19 protein-coding genes are annotated in these 15508 nt (G+C 66.4%); 10 read left to right on the top strand and 9 right to left on the bottom strand.

Annotated features, from left to right (window positions below):
• The first annotated feature begins 20 nt into the window (after positions 1-20).
• Genes J2T23_RS01790 through J2T23_RS01780 form a run of 3 tightly spaced genes read left to right on the top strand, consistent with a single transcriptional unit; the run spans position 21 to position 1559 of the window.
• A complete protein-coding gene (locus J2T23_RS01790; RefSeq protein WP_141160488.1) occupies positions 21-377 on the top strand; it encodes a non-heme iron oxygenase ferredoxin subunit in 357 nt (118 codons plus the stop codon).
• Positions 378-419: 42 nt separating this feature from the next.
• On the top strand, positions 420-1214 hold the full coding sequence (gene sufC, locus J2T23_RS01785; protein ID WP_141160487.1) for a Fe-S cluster assembly ATPase SufC: 795 nt from the start codon (positions 420-422) through the stop codon (positions 1212-1214).
• Between the two features lie 12 nt (positions 1215-1226).
• Complete coding sequence (locus J2T23_RS01780; RefSeq protein ID WP_018761278.1) at positions 1227-1559, top strand: metal-sulfur cluster assembly factor; 333 nt, start codon at positions 1227-1229, stop codon at positions 1557-1559.
• Between the two features lie 92 nt (positions 1560-1651).
• Here the strand turns inward: J2T23_RS01780 and ypfJ are convergent, their stop codons facing one another.
• Positions 1652-2533, bottom strand: coding sequence for a KPN_02809 family neutral zinc metallopeptidase (ypfJ, locus tag J2T23_RS01775; protein WP_307356619.1), 882 nt, complete (start codon positions 2531-2533; stop codon positions 1652-1654).
• Positions 2534-2590: 57 nt separating this feature from the next.
• Here ypfJ and J2T23_RS01770 point away from each other — a divergent pair, with 57 nt between their 5' ends.
• Positions 2591-3997: a class I adenylate-forming enzyme family protein gene (locus J2T23_RS01770; protein ID WP_307356617.1), complete on the top strand. Its 1407-nt coding sequence runs from the start codon at positions 2591-2593 to the stop codon at positions 3995-3997.
• Positions 3960-5177 (top strand): thiolase family protein, encoded by a 1218-nt coding sequence (locus J2T23_RS01765; protein ID WP_307356615.1) that lies wholly within the window; start codon positions 3960-3962, stop codon positions 5175-5177. Before J2T23_RS01770 ends, J2T23_RS01765 begins: the two co-directional genes overlap by 38 nt.
• 22 nt (positions 5178-5199) lie before the next feature.
• Here J2T23_RS01765 and J2T23_RS01760 read toward each other — a convergent pair whose 3' ends face one another.
• Genes J2T23_RS01760 through J2T23_RS01750 form a run of 3 tightly spaced genes read right to left on the bottom strand, consistent with a single transcriptional unit; the run spans position 5200 to position 7205 of the window.
• Positions 5200-5823, bottom strand: coding sequence for an energy-coupling factor transporter transmembrane component T family protein (locus J2T23_RS01760; RefSeq protein WP_141181556.1), 624 nt, complete (start codon positions 5821-5823; stop codon positions 5200-5202).
• On the bottom strand, positions 5820-6551 hold the full coding sequence (locus J2T23_RS01755; protein ID WP_307356613.1) for an energy-coupling factor ABC transporter ATP-binding protein: 732 nt from the start codon (positions 6549-6551) through the stop codon (positions 5820-5822). Before J2T23_RS01755 ends, J2T23_RS01760 begins: the two co-directional genes overlap by 4 nt.
• Positions 6552-6560: 9 nt before the next feature.
• The gene (locus J2T23_RS01750) at positions 6561-7205 is read right to left on the bottom strand and encodes a biotin transporter BioY (RefSeq protein WP_307356611.1); all 645 of its coding nucleotides are present in this window, start codon (positions 7203-7205) and stop codon (positions 6561-6563) included.
• A 188-nt stretch (positions 7206-7393) separates the two neighbouring features.
• On the opposite strand from J2T23_RS01750, the gene J2T23_RS01745 reads away from it, so the two are divergent.
• The 3 genes from J2T23_RS01745 to J2T23_RS01735 all read left to right on the top strand — a co-directional run bounded on the left by J2T23_RS01745 (position 7394) and on the right by J2T23_RS01735 (position 9547).
• Positions 7394-7957 (top strand): dihydrofolate reductase family protein, encoded by a 564-nt coding sequence (locus J2T23_RS01745; RefSeq protein ID WP_141160480.1) that lies wholly within the window; start codon positions 7394-7396, stop codon positions 7955-7957.
• Positions 7958-8005: 48 nt separating this feature from the next.
• Positions 8006-8443: a VOC family protein gene (locus J2T23_RS01740; RefSeq protein WP_307356609.1), complete on the top strand. Its 438-nt coding sequence runs from the start codon at positions 8006-8008 to the stop codon at positions 8441-8443.
• Between the two features lie 96 nt (positions 8444-8539).
• Positions 8540-9547, top strand: coding sequence for a DUF808 domain-containing protein (locus tag J2T23_RS01735; protein ID WP_141160478.1), 1008 nt, complete (start codon positions 8540-8542; stop codon positions 9545-9547).
• A gap of 24 nt (positions 9548-9571) precedes the next feature.
• Here the strand turns inward: J2T23_RS01735 and J2T23_RS01730 are convergent, their stop codons facing one another.
• A complete protein-coding gene (locus tag J2T23_RS01730; RefSeq protein ID WP_307356607.1) occupies positions 9572-10636 on the bottom strand; it encodes a spore photoproduct lyase family protein in 1065 nt (354 codons plus the stop codon).
• 210 nt (positions 10637-10846) lie between these two features.
• On the opposite strand from J2T23_RS01730, the gene J2T23_RS01725 reads away from it, so the two are divergent.
• Positions 10847-12445: an ABC-F family ATP-binding cassette domain-containing protein gene (locus J2T23_RS01725; protein ID WP_141181562.1), complete on the top strand. Its 1599-nt coding sequence runs from the start codon at positions 10847-10849 to the stop codon at positions 12443-12445.
• Here J2T23_RS01725 and J2T23_RS01720 read toward each other — a convergent pair.
• The 4 genes from J2T23_RS01720 to J2T23_RS01705 are packed head-to-tail and all read right to left on the bottom strand — an operon-like array spanning position 12442 to position 14492.
• On the bottom strand, positions 12442-12918 hold the full coding sequence (locus J2T23_RS01720; protein ID WP_307356604.1) for a YbaK/EbsC family protein: 477 nt from the start codon (positions 12916-12918) through the stop codon (positions 12442-12444). The two genes, J2T23_RS01725 and J2T23_RS01720, sit on opposite strands and share 4 nt — an antisense overlap.
• 3 nt (positions 12919-12921) lie before the next feature.
• A complete protein-coding gene (locus J2T23_RS01715; RefSeq protein WP_307356603.1) occupies positions 12922-13800 on the bottom strand; it encodes an SURF1 family cytochrome oxidase biogenesis protein in 879 nt (292 codons plus the stop codon).
• Positions 13801-14064 (bottom strand): hypothetical protein, encoded by a 264-nt coding sequence (locus J2T23_RS01710; protein WP_307356601.1) that lies wholly within the window; start codon positions 14062-14064, stop codon positions 13801-13803.
• Complete coding sequence (locus J2T23_RS01705) at positions 14061-14492, bottom strand: DUF3099 domain-containing protein (RefSeq protein ID WP_141160472.1); 432 nt, start codon at positions 14490-14492, stop codon at positions 14061-14063. Before J2T23_RS01705 ends, J2T23_RS01710 begins: the two co-directional genes overlap by 4 nt.
• 151 nt (positions 14493-14643) lie before the next feature.
• Here J2T23_RS01705 and J2T23_RS01700 point away from each other — a divergent pair, with 151 nt between their 5' ends.
• The gene (locus J2T23_RS01700) at positions 14644-15369 is read left to right on the top strand and encodes a beta-ketoacyl-ACP reductase (RefSeq protein WP_141160471.1); all 726 of its coding nucleotides are present in this window, start codon (positions 14644-14646) and stop codon (positions 15367-15369) included.
• Positions 15370-15508 lie beyond the last annotated feature (139 nt).

The following is a 15508-nucleotide window of genomic DNA, read 5'->3' as shown; positions in this document are numbered from 1 at the left end:
AGACAGGCGGGCAGGAACGTATGAGCGGCAAACCCAAGGGTGAGCTGGTGTGCAGCGCCAATGACATCAAGGTCAAGCAGGCGCTGCGCATCCTGGTCGACGGCTACCCCGTGGCCGTTGTCCGGGATTCGATGGGAGACATCCACGCCATCGGCGACACGTGCTCGCATGCGGACATTTCACTGTCCGAAGGCGACGTGGAAGGCTGCGCCATCGAGTGCTGGGGGCATGGCTCCCAGTTCGACCTGCGCAGCGGCCAGCCGCTCCAGCTTCCGGCTTACGATCCTGTTCCGGTATTCGCCGTCGAACTCGACGGAGACGACGTCTATGTGGATGTCACCAACGTTTTGAACGGCGCAGCAGTAAACAACTACTGAGCGCCCGCAGCACCAGACTTACGAGCGAAAAGAAAGAAGAGCATGTCAACTCTTGAGATCAAGGACCTGCACGTCAGCATTGAGACGGAGCAGGGCACCAAAGAGATCCTGAAGGGCGTCAGCCTGACCATCAGGACCGGCGAGACGCACGCCATCATGGGACCCAACGGCTCCGGCAAGTCCACCCTCGCCTCCACCATCGCCGGCCACCCGCGCTACACCGTCACCAGCGGCACCATCACGCTGGACGGCGAAGACGTGCTGGCCATGAGTGTTGACGAGCGCGCACGGGCCGGCGTCTTCCTGGCCATGCAGTACCCGGTAGAGGTTCCGGGCGTCACCATGACCAACTTCCTGCGCACCGCCAAGACCGCCATCGACGGCGAAGCACCCAAGCTGCGTACCTGGACCAAGGACGTCAAGGACGCCATGGAGAAGCTGCGCATCGACGCCGACTTCGCGCAGCGCAACGTCAACGAAGGCTTCTCCGGCGGCGAAAAGAAGCGCGTGGAGATCCTGCAGCTGGAACTCTTCAAGCCCAAGTTCGCCGTCCTGGACGAGACCGACTCCGGCCTGGACGTTGACGCTCTGAAGATCGTGTCCGAGGGCGTCAACCGTGCGCACTCCGAGGGAAACATGGGCACCCTGCTCATTACCCACTACACCCGCATCCTGCGCTACATCAAGCCTGACTTCGTGCACGTGTTCGTGGACGGCCAGGTTGTGGAGGAGGGCGGCCCGGAGCTGGCCGACCGCCTCGAAGAAGAAGGCTACGACCGTTACGCCAAGGGCGCCGGCGCAGCCGCCGTCGCGGCTCCGGCCGCAGTCCAGGCCTAGTAAGGACTTGCCATGACCGAAATCAAGCCGGGCCGCACGGCCCTGGAGGATGTCGAAGAGGCGCTCAAGGACGTCATCGACCCCGAGCTTGGCGTCAACGTTGTCGACCTGGGGCTGCTGTACGGCTTGAAGTACTCCGACGACGACGGTGCGCTCCTGATCGACATGACCCTCACCACAGCGGCGTGCCCGCTCACCGATGTGCTCGAGGAGCAGGTGGGACAGGCCCTGGACGGTGTTGTGGACGATTGGCGCCTGAACTGGGTATGGATGCCGCCATGGGGTCCCGAGCGGATCACCGACGACGGCAAGGACCAGATGCGGGCCCTCGGCTTCAACATCTAAGTCCCCACTGCCTTATATACGACGACGGCGGGTCGCCTTTCGCAGGAAAGGCGGCCCGCCGTCGTCGTCGGTCCATCCGGGGTGAACCGGGGTTAGAGGGTGGCGGCGCCGAACGTATCGCACTGGTTGATGTCGCCGGACTGGTAGCCCCGGGAGAACCAGCGCTGCCGTTCCTCGCTGGAGCCGTGCGTCCAACCTTCGGGGGAGACGCGGCCCGTGGCGGCCTTCTGGATCCGGTCGTCGCCAACCGAAGCGGCGGCGGACAATGCGTCGTTCACATCCTGCTGGGTGAGGGGTTCCAGGTACGGCTGGCCCGTAGCCGGGTCCGGGGTGGTGGAGGCGTACTTGGCCCAAAGACCGGCATAGCAATCCGCCTGCAGTTCGGTGCGTACGGACCCTGACTCCGGTCCCTGCGGATCCTGCTGCGCCCGCTGCAGGTCACCGAGCAGATTCTGGACATGGTGGCCGAACTCGTGCGCCACCACATATTCCTGGGCCAGCGGGCCGCCGGAGGAACCAAAACGGTCCACCAGCTCCTGGAAGAACCCGGGATCGAAATACGCCGTGGTGTCCGTGGGGCAGTAGAACGGGCCCACCTCGGAGGTCGCAGCCCCGCACGCGGTGTTGGTGCCGCCGCTGAAGATCACCGCTTCCGGCCGCGGGTACTGCACCTTGTATTGCTTCAGGTAGCCGGGCCAGAACGCATTGAGGCTGTTGACGGTGCCCGTGATCCGGCAGTCCAGGCGGGCGTCCGCGTCCGCGCCGGTGCTGCAGGCAGGTGCCGTGCCCTGGGACTGTCCAGACGAGCCCCCGTCCACCAGTCCGCCGAGCATGTTGGGGTTGATGCCCAGGAGGAGGGCAACGAGCAGGACCAGGCCGCCGCCGATGCCGCCGCCGACTTTCACCCCGGTGCCCATGCCCCGGCGGTCCTGGACCTGGGAGGGATCAAGCTGAACGTTGTCGTTGAAACTCATAACGTCACATTACCCGCGGGCCGGGCGCTCAATCTGCCCTGCCGGTAAAGTTGGTCCGTGCCCTTCCTCGACAAGCTCCAGCGCTGGGCCGGGCAGCGGCCGCACGACACCGCCGTCGTGATAGCCGGGCGCCGCCTCGACTGGGAGCAACTCCGTGACGCCGCGGAAGACGAGGTGGCCGGCACCAAATCCGTCACGGCACTCTGCGAAGCCAATTCCGTGGACTTTGCCGTGAAATTCGCAGCCGCCGTGGCGGGCCGCCGGCAATGCGCCGTCCTGGATCCGGCCTGGCCCCCGTCCCTGCAGGAGGACATCGTCCGGCGGGTTGAGGCATGCGCCGATTCCGCACCGGTGTCTCCGGATGACGGGTTGGCCGACGGGCCGGCGGTATCCACCTTCCTGATTGGCCTCACCTCCGGAACCACGGCTGTGCCCAAGGCCTTCACCCGCTCCCGGCGGTCCTGGCAGCAATCCTTCGATGCCTCGATCGAGTTTTTCGGTCTCCGGCAGGATGACGTGACCCTTGCGCCTGGTCCGCTGGCCGCCAGCCTGAACCTTTATGCCCTGGCTGAGTGCCTGTATGCCGGTTCCGAGTTCCAGACGCTGCAGACGTTCGACGTCGGCGACGTCCATGCGGCCATCACCCACGACCGTGTCACCCGGCTGGTCCTGGTACCCACCATGCTGCGGATGCTCAGCGAGCGCGGCATGACCGGATGCGTCGATGCGTCCGGTATCCGGACCATCATCTGCGCCGGTTCCAAGCTTGATGCGCGCACCCTCGAAGCGGCCAGACGCTGGGCTCCCAACGCCACCATCTACGAGTACTACGGCGCCTCCGAACTGAGTTTCGTGTCCGGTCTTGGCCTGTCCCCCGGCCAGGAGGCCACCGCCGGCGGGACCGGAATCGGCCGGCCGTTTCCGGGGGTCGACGTCCGGATCCTGGATGACGACGGCGCACCGGTCCCCGACGGCGGCTACGGCAACATCTGCGTCCGCAGCGGCATGGTGGGCAACGGTTACCTGTGGGGCGACGACGGTGAAGCGCTGCGGTGCTTCGGCGACTGGTACACGGTGGGGGACCAGGGCTACCTGGCGGACGGCGAACTGCACATCCTCGGCCGCCGCGCCGACATGATCCTGACGGCGGGACGGAACGTCTACCCGCATGAGGTGGAACTGGCATTGGCGGCCGTCCCCGGGGTCTCAGCAGCTGTTGCTGCCGGGATGACTGATGACTTGCGTGGCCAGCGCGTTGTCGCCGGCGTGTTGCCGTCCCACGGCGGAATCAGCGCCACCCAGCTGCGGGCCGGCCTGGAGGACATCCTGTCCCGGCACAAGCGGCCGTCGCAGTACTACCTGCTCGCGGAATTGCCCACCACGGACCGCGGCAAGGTCAGCCGCAACCTCCTGCTGGAGTGGATCAATGCCCGCGACCCCAGGGTGCGTGCCCTTGGCGCCTGACGTCCAACCGCCCGGCCTCCTGCCGCCCGAACGGCAGCCGGTCATCATCGCCGCGCGCCGGACCCCGGTGTGCCCCGTCAACGGAGCGCTGCGGAGCCTGCGCGCCCACGAACTCCTTGCTCCGGTCCTCCGGGAACTGGCCGCAGTGGCGCTGGACCCCGCGTCCGTCACCGACGTTGTTATCGGCAACGCCGTCGGAGGGGGCGGGAACGTTGCACGGCTTGCCCTGCTGGAGGCGGGACTGCCGGCCGCCGTGCCGGGGATCACCGTTGACAGGCAGTGCGGTTCGGGCTTGGATGCAATCGTCCTTGCCGCACGACTCGTTGCGGCCGGCGGCGGACCGCTCTACTTGGCAGGGGGAGTGGAAAGCACCAGCACCGCGCCCCTGCGTGCCCACAGGAAGGACGACGGCGGCCCGGAGTTCTACCGGCGCGCCCAGTTTGTGCCGGACAGCTTCGGGGACCCGGACATGGGCGTGGCGGCGGAAACGGTGGCCGGCGCGTACGGCGTTGCCCGGGAACGCCAGGATGCTTTCGCGCTGGCCAGCCACCGGAAAGCCCTCGCCGCCATCCGGGACGGACGCTTCACGGACGAACTCGTGCCGCTGGAGACTCCCGCGGGGACCGTCTCCGTGGACGGCGGGCCGCGGGCGGGCCTGACGCCGACTGTCATGGCACGCTTCCGGGCCGCCTTTGTGCCAGGAGGGACTGTCACTGCCGGAAATTCCTGCTCTGACGCGGACGCCGCCTCCGCCGTCGTCGTGACGTCCCTTGCGCGGGCCCGCCTGCTCGGGGTGCGTGATGGCCTGCTGGTGCGCGGCACCGGTACCGCCGGGGTGGCTCCGCAGGTGCTGGGGATGGGCGCTGTTCCGGCTGCCAGGGGCGTCCTGGCTGCGGCCGGTGTGAAGGCCAGCGAGCTGGACCTGGTGGAATTCAACGAGGCGTTCGCCTCACAGACCCTCGCGTGCCTCGATGAGCTGGGCATCGATCCCGGCCGGGCAAACCTCGACGGCGGGGCGCTGGCGCTGGGGCACGCCTACGGTGCGTCGGGTGCCGTGCTGGTGACCCGGCTGCTCGCCCAGGCGCGGCGGGCGGGCACCGAGGGCGCCCTGGGGCTGGCCATGATCAGCATGGCCGGTGGAATGGGCACGGCGGCACTGCTGGAGTACCGGCGGCTGTAACACCGCCTGGCGTCCCGCCCGGTCAGTCTTCCGGTTCGCCCAAGCCGCGGGCCGCCAGCGCCTCACCTGTTTGGCGGGCGTACGCCACGGATGTGATGAAGACCGGCAGGACCAGTGCGCGGGGGTTGCGCTCCAGTCCCCGGGCCCGGGCGGAGTCGCGCACGTCAGCGAAGGTGCCCGCGATGAAGGGAATGCTGCGGAGCATGATGCCGATGGTCAGCGCGAAGCGTTCAGGATCGGCGCCGAACCTTTTGAAGGGCCGCGCCAGGTGGACCACGCCGTCCAGGAGCCGCTGGATCGGCGTGGTGGCGGTCAGCAGGGATGCTGCCACGACGCAGACCAGGATGTTCAGCACGATCCGGCCCGCTGTGGGTCCGCCCAGCTGCCACCACTGGAAGAGGCCAATGACCAGGAGCACGGGGGCCAGAGGGCGGACGGCGTGCCACAGCCGGCGCGCCCCGGCGCCCGTGGCGAGGAACAGGCCGCAGAGCAGGGCCAGGACACCTGCAGAGATGCGCCAGTCGACGATGAGGAAGGAAAGCAGGCCACAGCCGATGACCAGGAGGAACTTCAGCGCCAGCGGTGCGCGGTGGACCAGTGAGGTACCGGGCACGTAGTTGGCCAGGAGGAAGCCGTGGCCCCTCACGTGGAATCCCGCCCTGTGGCGTCCAATCCCTGAAGGCACCATGAGCGGTAAGCCGCCACGGCCTCCGCCGGGGCGCCGTCGAAAGCCACGCGGCCCTGCTCAATGACCAGGACCCGGTCCATGTCCAGGGCCAGCTCAAGGTCGTGGGTGGACATGATGATTTGCTGGTCCAGGTGCGCCAAAGTCCTGCGGAGCAGCTCGCGGTTGCGCAGGTCCAGGAGGGTGGAGGGCTCGTCCAGCACCAGCACCCGGGGGTTTACCGCCAGCACGGCGGCGAGCGCCATCAGTTGCCGCTCGCCGCCGGACAGCTCGTAGATGCTTTGGTCCGCCAGGTTCAGCAGGCCCAGGCGTTCGAGGGCTTGTTCCGCCAGGTGCCGCCGTTCCGTACCGTTCTTGGTTGAACGGCGGAGGGACAGTTCGACGTCTTCCCGGCCGGTAGGCATCACCAGCTGGGACAGGGGATCGGTGAAGACGAAGCCCACGTTGCGCCTGACCTTCCGGACGGCACCCACGGTGTCGTCGCCGTCGACCGTGACGGTGCCGCTGGAGGGCTGGATGAGTCCGTTGACGAGGCGCAGCAGCGTGGATTTGCCCGATCCGTTGGCGCCAATGACGCCCACCCGGGCTTCGTCCAGCCTGAGGCTTACTGCGTCCAGGAGGACCTTGGGCTGCTGGGAGTCCTCGCTTTCGACGGCGACACGCACCTGGTCGAACGTTACTGCCGGCATGCGTAGTCCCTAGGCGCTTCGGGTGGGTTGGGTGCGGCGGCGGACGCGGCGGACCAGGACATCGGGGAACGCCCGGTGGAGGGCGACGGCGACGGCGGCGGCCAGGAGGTTCTTGATGATGTCTCCCGGGTAGAAGACCAGGTCGCTAAGGAAGGCCTGCTCCAGCGTGGCCTTGGAGTTGAGGGCAATTCCCAGGACGCCCAGCGTGTGCACGAAGACGATGCTGGTGGCCGTGGCGGCCAGGAAGAACCACAGGGCGCGGGCTTTCGTGGTCCGGCGGATGACCACAGTCGCCAGCCAACCCACTGCCGCAGCGGCGATGGGGAAGGCGATGATGTAGCCGGCCGAAGGCCCCGCAAGGATGGCCAGGCCGCTGCGGCCCTGGCTGAAGATGGGCAGGCCGGCCAGCCCCAGGAGGGTGTAAAGTCCGACGGCGGCGAATCCGCGGGCGGGCCCCAACACCAGGCCGGTGAGCATCACGGCCAGGGTCTGGAAGGTGATGGGGACGCCGAAGCCGTTCAGGGCCAGTCCCGGCACCAGTGCGGCGCCGGCCACGAGGGCGGCGAAGACGGCGATCAGGCCAAGGTCGGTGCCGTTCCAGCGCCGGCGCTCCGTCCGCTTGCTGGTTTCTGTGGTGGTCTCGGTGATGCTCATGGCGGTCCTGTCGGGGTTGTACAAGCGGAATCTAATGTACAGCCGACGCTACCGGCGCGGAACGGGGACGATTTTGTAGGGGTCCTACTAAGGGAGGGCGTGGGTGCTTTTGGGTGGGCACAAAGGGGGCCGGACATGAACTCCGCGGGTCTATGCAACGGCCGGAGAGTCGGGGGAGACTGGGCGCCATGCGCAAGCTGACCTTCGCCATGAACCTGAGCGTCGACGGCTACATAGCCGCACCCGGCGGCGACCTTGGCTGGAGCGTACCCGGCGACGAGTTGTTCCAGTGGTGGTCGGACCGGGTGGGGGCCACGGGCCTGGCGCTGTACGGGCGCAGGCTGTGGGAGACCATGAGTCCGCACTGGCCCACCGCCGACCAACAGCCTGGGGCCACACCGGCTGAGATCGAATTTGCCCGGCGCTGGCGGGACATGCCGAAGGTGGTGTTCTCCTCGACCCTCAGCGCCGTCGACTGGAATGCCCGCCTGGTCACCGGTGACGCGGTCACCGAGATCACCCGGCTCAAGGGCGAAGACGGCGGCCCGATGGACATTGGCGGAGCCACGCTCGCCGCAGCGGCCATGCGGGCCGGGTTGATCGACGAGTACGTGACCGTCACCCATCCGGTCCTGGTGGGCGGCGGCAAACCCTTCTTTACAGCCCTGGACACCTGGGTGAACCTGACGTTGGTGGACACGAGGGCATTTCCCAACGGCGTAGTCATGACGAAGTACCGGACCAGGCGCTGACCCTCCGTTGCTGTCCTGCACGATCCCCGCGTTGGTACCCTGTGGCACATGCCCATCAAACTCGAAAACGTAGGCATCGCCGTCCGCGACCTGGAAGCGGCCATCGCTTTCTTCACCGACCTCGGGCTCACTGTGGTGGGCCGGCAGACCGTGAGCGGGGAATGGGCCGACACCGCCGTCGGACTCGACGGCAACCACGCCAGGATCGCCATGCTCCAGACCCCGGACGGCGGCGGCCGCCTCGAACTGTTCGAATACATCCACCCCGACGCGATCGAAACTGGGCCCACCCGGCCCAACGAAATCGGAATGCACCGCGTCGCCTTCTCCGTCGACGACATCGGGCACGCCCTGGAGATTGCCGCAAGGCACGGCTGCCACCCCCTGCGCGGCGTGGCCACCTATGAAGACGCCTACAAGCTCAGTTACGTCCGGGGTCCCAGCGGCATCATTGTGATGCTTGCCGAGGACCTGACAAAGGGCTGAGCCCACCGGCCGGCTGCAATATACTCCGAACATGCCCATCACGCACCCAACCCTCAATGCTCAACGCCCTGACCACATGACCCTCGGGGGCCGGCCTTGAGCGGCGGCCTCGTAGCCCTTCTGGATGACGTGGCAGCCTTGGCCCGCATAGCGGCAGCATCGGTGGATGACGTAGCAGCCGGCGCCGCCAAGGCAGGTGCCAAGGCGGCCGGCGTCGTCATCGACGACGCCGCGGTCACCCCGCAGTACGTCTCGGGTGCGGACCCGTCCCGTGAACTGCCGATGATCAAGAAGATCTTCTGGGGTTCCATCCGCAACAAGCTCCTGATCATCCTGCCCGCCCTGCTGCTCATCAGCGCCTTCATCCCCTGGATCATTCCGTTCATTCTCATGCTCGGCGGCACCTACCTCTGCTACGAGGGCGCCGAGAAGGTCTGGCATAAGCTCCGCGGCGGCCACCACGAGGAAGACGAAGCCCCCGCGGTGGAACGCGGGCACGATGCCGAGGCCAAGGTGGTCAAGGGCGCGATCACCACCGACTTCATCCTGTCCTGCGAGATCATGGTCATCTCCATGAACGAGGTGGCCACCGAATCCATCTGGGTCCGCGCGTTCATCCTGGTCCTGGTGGCGTTCGCCATCACGGTGCTCGTGTACGGCGCCGTCGCGCTCATCGTCAAAATGGACGACATCGGCGTGCACCTGGTGGGCAAGGATTCTCCCCGCTCCAAGCGCCTCGGAAGGTTGCTGGTCACCGGAATGCCCGCCGTGCTGGCCACCATCACGTTCGTGGGAACCATCGCCATGCTCTGGGTCGGCGGCCACATCATGCTGCAGGGCGCGCACGACCTCGGCTGGCACGCACCCTATGACCTGGTCCATGGGATTGAGCACCCGGTGGCGGGCGTTGCCGTCGTCGGCGGTCTTTTAGCTTGGCTCGTCAACACCCTTTGCTCAACCGTCGTCGGCCTCGCCTGGGGCCTCATAGTGCTGGCAGTGGTCGGCCCGATCCTGAAGGTGCTGCCGTTCGGCAAGGCAAAAGGCGGGCACAGCGAGTCTGCCGCGCCCGCCCCGAACGGTGCGCCCGACGAACACCATGCCTGACAGCTGCCGCAGCCGGTGCGCGTTTCAGAACGCGTAACGGATGCGGCAGTACGGCGTGATTTCCTCAATGAGCGCGGTCAACTGCGCCACATAGCCAGCCTTTGCCCGTGACCGGTAGCGAACGTTGTTGAATCCGTTGGAGGACGTCTTTGACTCCTGGAGGCCGGGACGCCACAGAACCTTTTCAGCCTGCGGATGCCAGCCCAGGTTGACCTCATGCAACTGCTCGTTGTGGGTCAGGAAAATGACCTCCGCCGCGAGTTGGGCCTTGGCTGCCCCGGTCAAGGTCGCGTCGAGCTGGCGGAGAAGTTCTTCCCAGTCGGCCAGCCAGGTGTCGGTGATGATGACGGGGGAGAAGTTCACGTGCACTTCGTAGCCCGCGTCGACGAAGTCGTTAATCGCTGCGATCCGTTCCGCCACCGGCGACGTCCGGACGTCAATGGACCTGGCCAGGTCCGCCGGCATCAGGGAGAAGCGGATCCGGGTGTGGCCGCCATGGTCCCATGCCAGCATCTCCGGGTTGACGAACTTGGTGGCGAAGGACAGCCTGGCGTTGGGCAGTTCGCGGAAGAGCCCCACAAGCTCCTCGACGTTGGGGCTGATCAGTGCATCCACCGAGCAATCGCTGTTCTCGCCGATGTCGTATACCCACAGTTCCGGGTCGCACTGGTTGGGCTCCAGCTTGAGCCCCTGGCGGGTGGCGTGCCGCTCAATGGTCGCCGCGATCTGGTCGATATTGGCGAACACCGTAATTGGATTGCTGTAACCCTTGTGCCGCGGAACGTAGCAGTAGGCGCACGCCATCGCGCAGCCGTTCGCTGTGGAAGGCGCAATGAAATCCGCCGAGCGGCCATTCGGTTTGACGGTCAGCGACTTTTTGATCCCCAGGACCAGCGCTTCCGTTTTGATCCGTGACCAGCGCGGCACGTTGGTTTCGTCACCATGCAGGTCCGGGATGTTCCAATGGCTGTCCACCAGTACGACGTCGGCTCCGGGCCAGCGAGCGAGAATCTGCTGGCCACGTGGCAGCTCCAGGGCGGCCGGCTGTGCGTAGATACGCCGGATCTGCAGCAGCCGATCGAATTCCATGACCCCATTCTGCTTGAACCCTGGCGGCGGCGTCCCCGGTTAAGCCCTCGGCACCATCGCCGTGCAGCCGGGAGTTTCTGCTGCTGAAACCGGCCCGGTCCGCCGGACGGTAGACTGAAGTGTGCCGTTTTCCGGCCACTCTGCCCCAGCGTCCCTTCGCACACACTGCGCGGACCGTGGCGTTCCCTGTTGTGAAAGGCCTTACCTGCTGTGATTACTGTCCAGGATCTTGAACTGCGCGCCGGTGCCCGGCTCCTCATGGACCAGGTGAGCTTCCGCATCGATAAAGGGGACAAGATCGGACTGGTGGGCCGGAACGGCGCGGGCAAGACCACCCTGACCCGTGTCCTCGCGGGTGAAGGCCTGCCAGCCGCCGGCAAGGTGACCCGCAGCGGCGAAATCGGCTACCTGCCCCAGGATCCGCGCACCCCGGACATGGAACAACTGGCGCGGGACCGCATCCTTTCCGCCCGCGGCCTGGACGTCGTCGTCGGCAAACTGCGCAAGGCGCATGACGAAATGGCGAGCGATGACGCCGACGTCCAGCGTAAGGCCATGAACCGGTATGACCGGCTGGAGTCCGAGTTCCTCGCCGCGGGCGGTTACGCGGCGGAGGCCGAGGCGGCGTCGATCTGTTCCAACCTTGCCCTGCCGGACCGGTTGCTGAACCAGCCGCTCAAGACGCTCTCCGGTGGACAGCGGCGCCGCGTGGAGCTGGCCCGCATCCTGTACTCGGATGCCGAAACCATGCTCCTGGACGAACCGACCAACCACCTCGACGCCGATTCCATCGCCTGGCTGCGTGACTTCCTGAAGAACCACCAGGGCGGCCTGATCGTGATCAGCCACGACACCGACCTTTTGGAAGCCACCGTGAACAAGGTGTTCCTGCTGGACGCCAACCGCGCCCAGATTGATTTCTACAACATGGACTGGAAGCGCTACCTCCTGCAGCGCGAAACGGATGAGCGCGCCCGCAAGCGTGAACGCGCCAACGCCGAAAAGAAGGCCCAGGTCCTCATGGACCAGGCCAACAAGATGCGGGCCAAGGCCACCAAGGCTGTCGCCGCGCAGAACATGGCCAAGCGCGCCGAGCGGCTGCTCAGCGGATTGGAAGCGGTCCGGGAGCAGGACCGCGTGGCAGCCCTGCGGTTCCCGGACCCATCCCCCTGCGGCAAGACCCCGCTCACGGCGGACGGGCTCAGCAAGTCCTACGGTTCGCTGGAAATCTTCACCGATGTTGACCTGGCCATCGACCGCGGCTCCAAGGTAGTCATCCTGGGGCTCAACGGTGCCGGCAAGACCACCCTGCTGCGCATGCTCGCCGGCGTGGATGCCCCCGACACCGGAGAGGTCATTCCAGGCCACGGCCTGAAGGTGGGCTACTACGCCCAGGAACACGAGACCCTGGACCACGACCGCACGGTGCTGGAGAACATGCGCTCGTCCGCGCCGGACATGAAGGACGCCGAGGTCCGCGGCATCCTCGGCTCATTCCTGTTCTCCGGCGACGATGTCGACAAGCCCGCAGGCGTGCTCTCCGGCGGCGAGAAGACGCGCCTGGCCCTGGCCACCATCGTGGCCTCGAGCGCCAACGTCCTCCTCCTCGACGAGCCCACCAACAACCTGGACCCCGCCAGCCGCGCGGAAATCCTCGGCGCGCTCCGGAACTACACCGGCGCCGTCGTCCTGGTCAGCCACGACGAAGGCGCTGTCGAAGCCCTGAACCCCGAACGGGTTGTCATGCTTCCGGACGGCGTGGAAGACCTCTGGAACGAGGACTACCTGGACCTGATCACGCTCGCCTAGCGCACCGGCAGTTCCAAGGCCCCGGTCAAGCGGAGCAGGTCCTGGTAGGTGATGCTGAACATCGAGTGGTGGTCACCTGCTCCAGCCCACAGCAGCCGGTGGGCCTGCAGGGTTTCGTCCAGGAGTGTCCTGATCCTCTTCGGGTGGCCTAGAGGGGCGACCCCGCCCACCTCCTGCCCGGTATGTTCCAGGACGAAGGTGGGGGAGGCCCGGCGGATCCTGCCCGTGCCGAGCCGCGAGGCAACCAGCGCCGTATCAACGCGGGCCGCACCGCTGGCCAGTATCAGCAGGGGCTCGCCGTCGAGGTCGAAGATGAGGCTGTTGGTGATGGCGGCAAGATCGCATTCCAGTGCCTGCGCCGCGGCGGCTGCCGTGGGCACACCGGCAGGAAAGGTTCGCACGGTATCGCCGACTCCGGCCTCCACCAGCGCCGAACGCACCACGGCGACCGGCCCGTCGTCGAACGTTGCCATCGCTTAGTACCCCTGCGCGTCCAGCAGGGCGTCTTCTTCTTCCTCTGCCGTCGCCTTCTTACGCTTGCGCGGCGGTGCGGGCCGGCGCCGGGCGGCCGGGACGGCTGAGTGGACCGTTCCGTCCAGTTCCGACTCGTCCTGGTCCTCGGCATCGATCGCGGCGTTGCGTGCCTGCTGCCGCGCCGCGTAGCCGAAGCCCACGAACATCAGGACCCCGAACGCGAACCACTGCAGCGAGTAGGACAAGTGCGTCCCCTCGTCAGTGGACGGTTTGGGGAAGGATACCGGCGCATCCGCCGGCGCCGGCGTTTCCGAGGCGAGCTGGCCGTAAGCGCCCGTGAGCACGGGATAACCCAGCTGCGCGGAGTACGTGGGAAGGTCGATGGATGCCAGCTGCCCCTCAGGTGCCCCGCGCTGCAGTTCCGGCTCGCCGTGCTTCAAACGGACGACGGCGGTGACGTCACCTGTGGGCGGGGCGGGAACGGAGTCAGGACTGCCTGGATTCCTGTTGCCGATGGGGAGCCAGCCGCGGTCGATGACCACCGTTTCGCCATTGGCGAGACGGAACGGGACCACCACTTCGTACCCGGGCTGCCCGTTGAGCGGCCGGTTGCGGACAATCCGCTGGCCGGCGGCGTCGTAGGAGCCCTTCAGCTCCACCTGGGTCCACTCTTTGGCCGGGTCAAGCTGGATGAACTGGTCCCGCGCCTGTGCAAAGGGAATGGGAGTGGCCGAATAGTTGCTGACGACGCGGTTGATCTCGGCCAGGGTCTCGGCGCGGCGGTCCATCTGCCAGCGGCCAAGGAACACGCACGCGGTCGCAAAGACAGCCGCCAGCAGGAGGTAGCCCAGCCACTTGCTGGAAAAGAGGAAACGGTACATTCAGATGTCCTGCTCCAGGGAGGCTTCCCCGGGGGCTTCGAGCGGGAGCGTTTCTTTCCAGAGGCCACGCGTCTGCAGGTAGTCCTCCAGCCAGTCCCGGTGGTCGGTGCAGGCCAGCCAGGTCTTGCGGCGCTCGGGGGCATGGATTTTTGGGTTGTTCCAGAGAATCTGCCAGGATGCCTGGGCCCTGCACGCCTTCCGTGAGCAGACGGCACCGGCCTCTGATGCCACGTCCGATCCAGCTGCGAAATCGAAAATGCTCATAATGCCTGCCGCTCCTCCCCGGGCTCCGGGTCCTCGTCCTTCACCAGCTCGCCCTGCAGTACGGCGCTTCCCGGTTCGTCGTCCTCCACCGGCGCTGGAGGGCTTTCCAGCTCGGCCAGCGGTGCGGAGTCCAGCAGCAGGTCACTGGGCGTCTCGGCTTTGTCGCTGCCGTTGGCGATGATCACGGCGATCCAGGGCAGGAACACAGCTCCGGCAACGGCAATGATCTTCAACCATCCGTCCACCACGAATATCAGGATCAGGCACACCATGCGGATGCCCATGGCCAGGGCATACTTGATCATCCGCTGGCGCATATCCTCCGAATGCGCGCCGGCGGCGTCAGTAATGCTGTGGACTTCGCTGTCGCCGGAGAACCGGCCCGGTTCTTCGGGCGCGGAGTGTCCCGCATGGTTTTCAAGGGTCACAGTGAATGATCACGCTCCAAAGGCTTCCCTTAATTCTCGCACCATCGGCAGTGCTGCCCAAACCCGCCGGGAGCCTGCCGCTAAGATCGGAGGCGGCCCAAACCACACCCGCTACCGCGGCGCAGCCTGCCGCAGAATCCCGGAGCCCTTTATGACTGAAACAGCTTCCGCACCCCGCAGCGTCCTGGTGACCGGCGGCAACCGCGGTATTGGCCTGGCCATCGCCCAGGCGTTCCTCGCCAACGGTGACAAGGTGGCGGTGACCTACCGCAGCGAAACCCAGCTGCCGGAAGGCATTCTTGGCGTCAAGGCGGACGTTACCGATGAGGCTTCAGTGGACGCTGCCTTCAAGGAAGTGGAAGCTGCCCACGGTCCGGTGGAAGTCCTGGTGGCCAACGCCGGCATTACCAAGGACACGCTGTTGCTGCGCATGAGCGAGGACGACTTCACCTCCGTGATTGACACCAACCTGACCGGCGCCTTCCGTGTCATCAAGCGTGCGTCCAAGGGCATGATCCGGCTGCGCAAGGGCCGCGTGGTCCTCATCTCTTCGGTTTCAGGCCTGTATGGGGCCCCGGGGCAGATCAACTACTCCGCCTCCAAGGCCGGGCTGGTGGGCATCGCCCGTTCCCTCACCCGGGAACTCGGGTCGCGCGGCATCACCGCCAACGTGGTGGCACCGGGGTTCATCAACACGGACATGACGGCCGAGCTGCCCGAGGCCACCCAGAAGGATTACCTGGCCAGCATCCCTGCCGGCCGTTTCGCCGAAGCGGCTGAGGTGGCCAACGTGGTCCGCTGGATCGCCAGCGACGAAGCCGCGTACATCTCCGGTGCGGTCATCCCGGTGGACGGCGGCCTGGGCATGGGCCACTGACCCTTTGGCCCACGCCGCTGCAGGAAACTAGCCCCGACGTCCTTATTTGTCGAAGTCAGACAAAGGATGTTGGCAAGGACCGCTGGCATGATGGACTGCAGACCACAACTATTTAGATGTTTCGAACAAAGGAAGCTCG

The organism is Pseudarthrobacter niigatensis, assembly GCF_030812615.1.
Taxonomy (GTDB): domain Bacteria; phylum Actinomycetota; class Actinomycetes; order Actinomycetales; family Micrococcaceae; genus Arthrobacter; species Arthrobacter niigatensis.
The sequence above is the reverse complement of the archived record's forward strand: the minus strand, read 5'-3'. Positions and strand labels throughout refer to the sequence as shown.